Below are 359 nucleotides of genomic sequence, written 5' to 3'. Positions count from 1 at the left end.
TCAAATCTGGCTCCCGCAACCAACTTATATCTTTAGAGAGATTTAAAGAGATAAGTATAAAAAGTAGGTTTTAGTTCCCTCGTCATTAGATAAGGGCTCACAAAACCAATTCTCTAATAATAGAATTAAAATAATTATTGGCTTTCCTACATTATTGTAGGTCATTCGGACGCGGGATGGAGCAGCCTGGTAGCTCGTCGGGCTCATAACCCGAAGGTCGTCAGTTCAAATCTGGCTCCCGCAACCAATTCTTAAGACAGAATTTAAACCTCTTGGCTTCCTACTTTACTGTAGGTCATTCGGACGCGGGATGGAGCAGCCTGGTAGCTCGTCGGGCTCATAACCCGAAGGTCGTCAGT

General features: G+C 44.0%; 1 tRNA gene. It reads left to right on the top strand.

From position 1 onward, the window contains the following. Nucleotides 1-170: 170 nt before the first annotated feature. A tRNA-Met gene (locus CXF71_RS07960) sits at nt 171-247 on the top strand. Nucleotides 248-359 lie beyond the last annotated feature (112 nt).

Source organism: Colwellia sp. 12G3 (assembly GCF_002836775.1).
In the GTDB taxonomy this organism is placed as follows: domain Bacteria; phylum Pseudomonadota; class Gammaproteobacteria; order Enterobacterales; family Alteromonadaceae; genus Colwellia.
The sequence above is the reverse complement of the archived record's forward strand: the minus strand, read 5'-3'. Positions and strand labels throughout refer to the sequence as shown.